The organism is Spirulina sp. CS-785/01 (genome assembly GCF_028330525.1).
Taxonomy (GTDB): Bacteria; Cyanobacteriota; Cyanobacteriia; order Cyanobacteriales; family Spirulinaceae; genus JAQMSD01.
On the sequence record NZ_JAQMSD010000349.1, the window covers coordinates 1 to 4,486 of the forward strand.

Consider the following 4,486-nt stretch of genomic DNA (forward strand, 5'->3'; position numbering starts at 1 on the left):
CAAAGCCCAAGATATCTTACCCTCAGCCCCCATTCAACGCGATATCATAGATTTAATCGAAACCATTGTGGTTTATAAACTACCCCAAGCTAGTCGGGAGGAGATTGCAGAAATGTTAGGATTAACCGATTTAAAACAAACCCGCTTTTATCAAGAAGCCTTTGCCGAAGGACGAGAAGAAGGACGGGAAGAAGGAGTTCAGCAAATGCAACGGGAGTTTATTCAACGGTTACTTAACCGAGGCAATAGCCCAGAAGACATTGCTCAACTCTTGGGGATTCCTTTAGAAACGGTGCAACAATTCTTGAATTAGTTGTTTATAAACTACCCCAAGCTAGTCGGGAGGAGATTGCAGAAATGTTAGGATTAACCGATTTAAAACAAACTCGCTTTTATCAAGAAGCCTTTGCCGAAGGACGAGAGGAAGGACGAGAAGAAGGACGAGAAGAAGGACGAGAAGAAGGAGTTCAGCAAACGCAACGGGAGTTTATTCAACGGTTACTCAACCGAGGCAACAGTCCAGAAGACGTTGCTCAACTCTTGGATATTCCCCTAGAAACGGTGCAACAATTCTTGAATTAATAGTGCGTTGGGTGGATATCAATTTGCCTATTTTTTCCCCTAACCTACTCTACGAATTAGACTTCTTTTTGTAGCTTTCTAGCAAACTTCACCACTCCCCATAGGTTATATTGTAAAGATAACCAGTCTCCCTATACTCATTAAAATTTTATGGATATTAAAGCAACTTTGACAGAAATTGCAACCCTCAGCATTGAAGACAGAATTCGCTTAGTACAAGCAATCTGGGATAGTATCGCCGCAGAGCAAATGTCCCCCGATCTAACAGATGCTCAAAAACAAGAACTAGATCGTCGGATTGATGACGATACAACTCATCCAGATAATACCTTAACGTGGGAGGAAATAAAAACCTCAATCCAAGGACAGCGATGAATTATGTATTGGTATTTCGTCCAGAAGTCCAAGAAGAATTAAAGGAAGCCTATGATTGGTATGAAAACCAAACTTTAGGACTCGGTGACGAATTTTTAGACTGTATCGACGAAGTTCTCAATCGAATTAATGAGCGACCAGAGGCTTATGCTATCGTGTATCGTGATGTTCGACGAGCAGTCATACAACGTTTTCCCTATATTGTCTATTATCGCATTGTATCCAGTCGAATCGTTGTAACTGCTATTTTCCATGGTCGGCGAAATCCAAAAGCATGGCAAGAACGGACTTAGTTCAATCTCAATCTCTTGTAGAGTGGGTTCTTAGTTTCAAAATACATGACTTCCAGGTAATAGAGTATAAATAAACCGTGAAAACCGACAGCATATTCTACCGCATCTTCCAACAATACCCCCGTAGCTTCTTTGAACTCCTCAACCGTCCGGCCAGCGACGCAGACAACTACGAATTCACCTCCGTCGAAGTCAAACAACTGGCCTTCCGTCTGGATGGAATATTCCTCCCCACCCCAGACGAAGCAACAGAACCTTTTTATGTCACTGAAGTTCAATTCCAAGCAGACGAGGAACTGTATTATCGTATTTTCGCCGAACTATTCCTCTATCTCCGCCAATATAAACCTGCTAACCCGTGGCGAGTCGTTGTCATTTATCCCAAACGCAGCATCGAACGAGAAATCCCCCACCAATTCCGCGAACTCCTCAACCTAAGTCGCGTCACTCGCATCTATTTAAACGAGTTAGAAACCAGCGAAGACAACTTAGGCGCAAGTCTGATTAAACTGGTGGTAGAATCCGAAGCAGAAGCTATAGAATCAGCCAAACGCTTGATTGACAAAGCCCAAGATATCTTACCCTCAGCCCCCATTCAACGCGATATCATAGATTTAATTGAAACCATTGTGGTTTATAAACTACCCCAAGCCAGTCGGGAGAAGATTGCAGAAATGTTAGGATTAACCGATTTAAAACAAACTCGCTTTTATCAAGAAGCCTTTGCCGAAGGACGAGAGGAAGGAGTTCAGCAAACGCAACAGGAGTTTATTCAACGGTTACTCAACCGAGGCAATAGTCCAGAAGATATTGCTCAACTTTTAGATATTCCTTTAGAAACCGTGCAACAATTCTTGAATTAACGGTGCGTTGGGTGGATACCAATTTGCCTATTTTTTCCACCTAACGCACTTTACGAGTTAGATTCCTTTTTTTGCTAGATCAACTCATTTGTATTAAATTGTAAGGTAGATAAGGGGAATAAGTTGCTAGGTAGGTTTACTTTTAAAAGGTAAAGCGATCGCGCCTTTCCCGCAACCAAGTTTGTAAATTAAATTGGGTCTTGTTTTCTAAATATTGATAAGCATCACTCCCCACTTTAATTTCCCACCCTCCTACTTGACAAGCCTGTATTGCAGCGTCTAAATTATCTGTACGAACAATTAATAAAATTGGGTTAAACCCCTCAGCCTTTAATTGCTCGCCATTAGCTTTCCATCCTCGTACTGTTTTAGAATCGCCTGAACCCAGTCTATATTTAGTATCAAGAGCATCTTGACCGAGAGCTAAATCATAACTAGAATTATGAGGAAGTGAGAAATTATTACAGCTTGCTTTACAGAGTTGTTTGACTAAACGTTCCCAACAAGCTCCTAATTGCCTTCCCCAATATTGCTTATTTATAGCTTTGAGTTCTTGAGTTAACCCAAATGCCAGCATTAAATCATCTTTTTCTATTGAGTCTTGAGAAAACTTCTTACTTAAAAAAGATTGCTGGTAGTCTCTCAATACATTTTCTAAAGATTGGTTGATATTATTAAAATTCATTTTTTTAATACAATCACAGTATCATGTTTAATTGTTTTAGCCCAATCGACGTTTCTAGGTACATTTAGTTTACGATTTTTTAGTAATATATGAAAGCAAAATTCTTCACGAAATCCAACCTCTAAGGCTATCTCTTTAAGTAAATTAGCAACAGGAATTTGGACACCACAAATTGTACTTATTTCACCAACTGCAAAACAGTAATAACCATCATTTTTAAGCATATTTAAGCAATGGGTAAAATGTTTTTTTAAATCATTAAAATATCTATAAACGACTCTAGCTCTTAATTGATTTTGTCCTTTTGAAGCTTGGTATTTTCTGGCGTGATAAATATCTTCAATCAATTGATCTAGTTTTTTATTTCCTGTTTTTCCTAAGTGTTGATACTCCTTTTTAGGGATGCGCTCTGTCCCAATTTCTTGAGAATATAGTTCTAATCTCGCTTTATCATTTTCAACTAAATTGAGCCAATGAAGTTCAAATTTAGAAGCCCAAACATAATCAATAGCGTTGATATAAGGAGGAGAAGTCAATACTGCGTCAAAACTATGATTACCTTGAATTTCTTTAGCATTATTAACAGAAAGTTGTTGAGCCAGTTGAGGTTTTTTATGGTAAAGTTGCCATTGTTTAACCGCATCAGTCAGTTGATCTAATGCACATTGAAAAGCATAGAAAACATCAGTACGAGAACGTTGAGGGATAGTTTCAATATGGGGACGTTTTGCCGCTAGAATCATGCCATCATTCATATCTGACATTTTTCTAACGGTTGTCGCAAATGCTAATTTAAAATAAGGTCGAAGGTGTGAAAGAGAATTATTAATTTGTTCTTTTAGTATCTCTAACCCCTCTTGAACAGCAGACTGAAACCAAAAATTTTTATTCTGAAAATTTACAGTTTCCGGTACATTTTCTTGTTTGTGGGCAGTTTCAACAATCTTACTTCCTACTCTATAAAGTTCAAAAATATCAACGTTTTGTGTTTTGACATGACAAATTAAGCGACTTAGCGGATTATAATCTGTCCAGTGAACAGTAGCCCCAAATTGTAAACATTCTAATAAGGTTGTTCCTGACCCGGCAAAGGGTTCTAAAACGGTAAACTGAGATGATCCATATTTTTGCAAAAACCAACGGGGAATTTCCGGTATAGACTTAGCAGGTTGAAAGCCAATAGAATAAATTTTTAAAGGAGTTTCACGTTGAATAGAGAGTAAAGAATTATTGGGAATATTCAGAGGTATATTCCCTTGAATTGAATAGTATGAATTTTCGTCTAATTGATTAATTTCTGGAAAAAGTGAAAGTTGTTTCATAGAGATATTATGTTACTAAAACTTTATCCTTAATTTTGTACTATAACAGCATATTTTACCACCACCCAACGCCCCCTACTAGACTTTGGACAATCAGTAATCTTTTATCAATTGAATCAAGACTTAACCGACTCCATGCCGTTCACTGCACCCAAGCATCAAACCCCATAATCCCTTAAAATAGACTGAAAAACCCTCTCAACCGTGAAAACCGACAGCATATTTTACCGCATCTTCCAACAATACCCCCGTAGCTTCTTTGAACTCCTCAACCGTCCGGCCAGCGACGCAGACAACTACGAATTCACCTCCGTCGAAGTCAAACAACTGGCCTTCCGTCTCGATGGGATATTCCTCCCCACCCCA

7 protein-coding genes and 1 pseudogene are annotated in these 4,486 nt (G+C 38.7%); 6 read left to right on the forward strand and 2 right to left on the reverse strand.

Features of this window, described 5'->3' with window-relative positions:
• The 5 genes and pseudogenes from PN462_RS23170 to PN462_RS23190 all read left to right on the forward strand — a co-directional run.
• Nucleotides 1–313: DUF2887 domain-containing protein (locus PN462_RS23170; RefSeq protein WP_272131233.1), on the forward strand; the 313-nt coding region annotated here is incomplete at its 5' end.
• Nucleotides 310–582 (forward strand): annotated as a pseudogene (locus PN462_RS23175) (Rpn family recombination-promoting nuclease/putative transposase); the annotation flags it as partial. The gene PN462_RS23170 and the pseudogene PN462_RS23175, both read left to right, overlap by 4 nt.
• Before the next feature lie 150 nt (nucleotides 583–732).
• Entirely contained in the window at nucleotides 733–957 is a 225-nt protein-coding gene (locus PN462_RS23180; protein WP_272131235.1) for an addiction module protein, read from the forward strand.
• On the forward strand, nucleotides 954–1,250 hold the full coding sequence (locus tag PN462_RS23185) for a type II toxin-antitoxin system RelE/ParE family toxin (RefSeq protein ID WP_272131236.1): 297 nt from the start codon (nucleotides 954–956) through the stop codon (nucleotides 1,248–1,250). Before PN462_RS23180 ends, PN462_RS23185 begins: the two co-directional genes overlap by 4 nt.
• A gap of 77 nt (nucleotides 1,251–1,327) precedes the next feature.
• On the forward strand, nucleotides 1,328–2,113 hold the full coding sequence (locus PN462_RS23190; RefSeq protein ID WP_272131237.1) for an Rpn family recombination-promoting nuclease/putative transposase: 786 nt from the start codon (nucleotides 1,328–1,330) through the stop codon (nucleotides 2,111–2,113).
• A gap of 142 nt (nucleotides 2,114–2,255) precedes the next feature.
• Here PN462_RS23190 and PN462_RS23195 read toward each other — a convergent pair whose 3' ends face one another.
• On the reverse strand, nucleotides 2,256–2,798 hold the full coding sequence (locus PN462_RS23195; RefSeq protein WP_272131238.1) for a hypothetical protein: 543 nt from the start codon (nucleotides 2,796–2,798) through the stop codon (nucleotides 2,256–2,258).
• On the reverse strand, nucleotides 2,795–4,120 hold the full coding sequence (locus PN462_RS23200; RefSeq protein ID WP_272131239.1) for a hypothetical protein: 1,326 nt from the start codon (nucleotides 4,118–4,120) through the stop codon (nucleotides 2,795–2,797). Before PN462_RS23200 ends, PN462_RS23195 begins: the two co-directional genes overlap by 4 nt.
• 204 nt (nucleotides 4,121–4,324) lie before the next feature.
• On the opposite strand from PN462_RS23200, the gene PN462_RS23205 reads away from it, so the two are divergent.
• A partial coding sequence (locus PN462_RS23205) for a DUF2887 domain-containing protein (protein WP_272131240.1) occupies nucleotides 4,325–4,486 on the forward strand: 162 nt, incomplete at its 3' end.

Excerpts from the sequence above, each read along its gene's own strand:
- PN462_RS23180 (WP_272131235.1), top strand. The coding sequence starts at position 733 with ATGGATATTAAAGCAACTTTGACAGAAATTGCAACCCTCAGCATTGAA.
- PN462_RS23185 (WP_272131236.1), top strand. The coding sequence starts at position 954 with ATGAATTATGTATTGGTATTTCGTCCAGAAGTCCAAGAAGAATTAAAG.
- PN462_RS23195 (WP_272131238.1), bottom strand. The coding sequence starts at position 2,798 with ATGAATTTTAATAATATCAACCAATCTTTAGAAAATGTATTGAGAGAC.
- PN462_RS23200 (WP_272131239.1), bottom strand. The coding sequence starts at position 4,120 with ATGAAACAACTTTCACTTTTTCCAGAAATTAATCAATTAGACGAAAAT.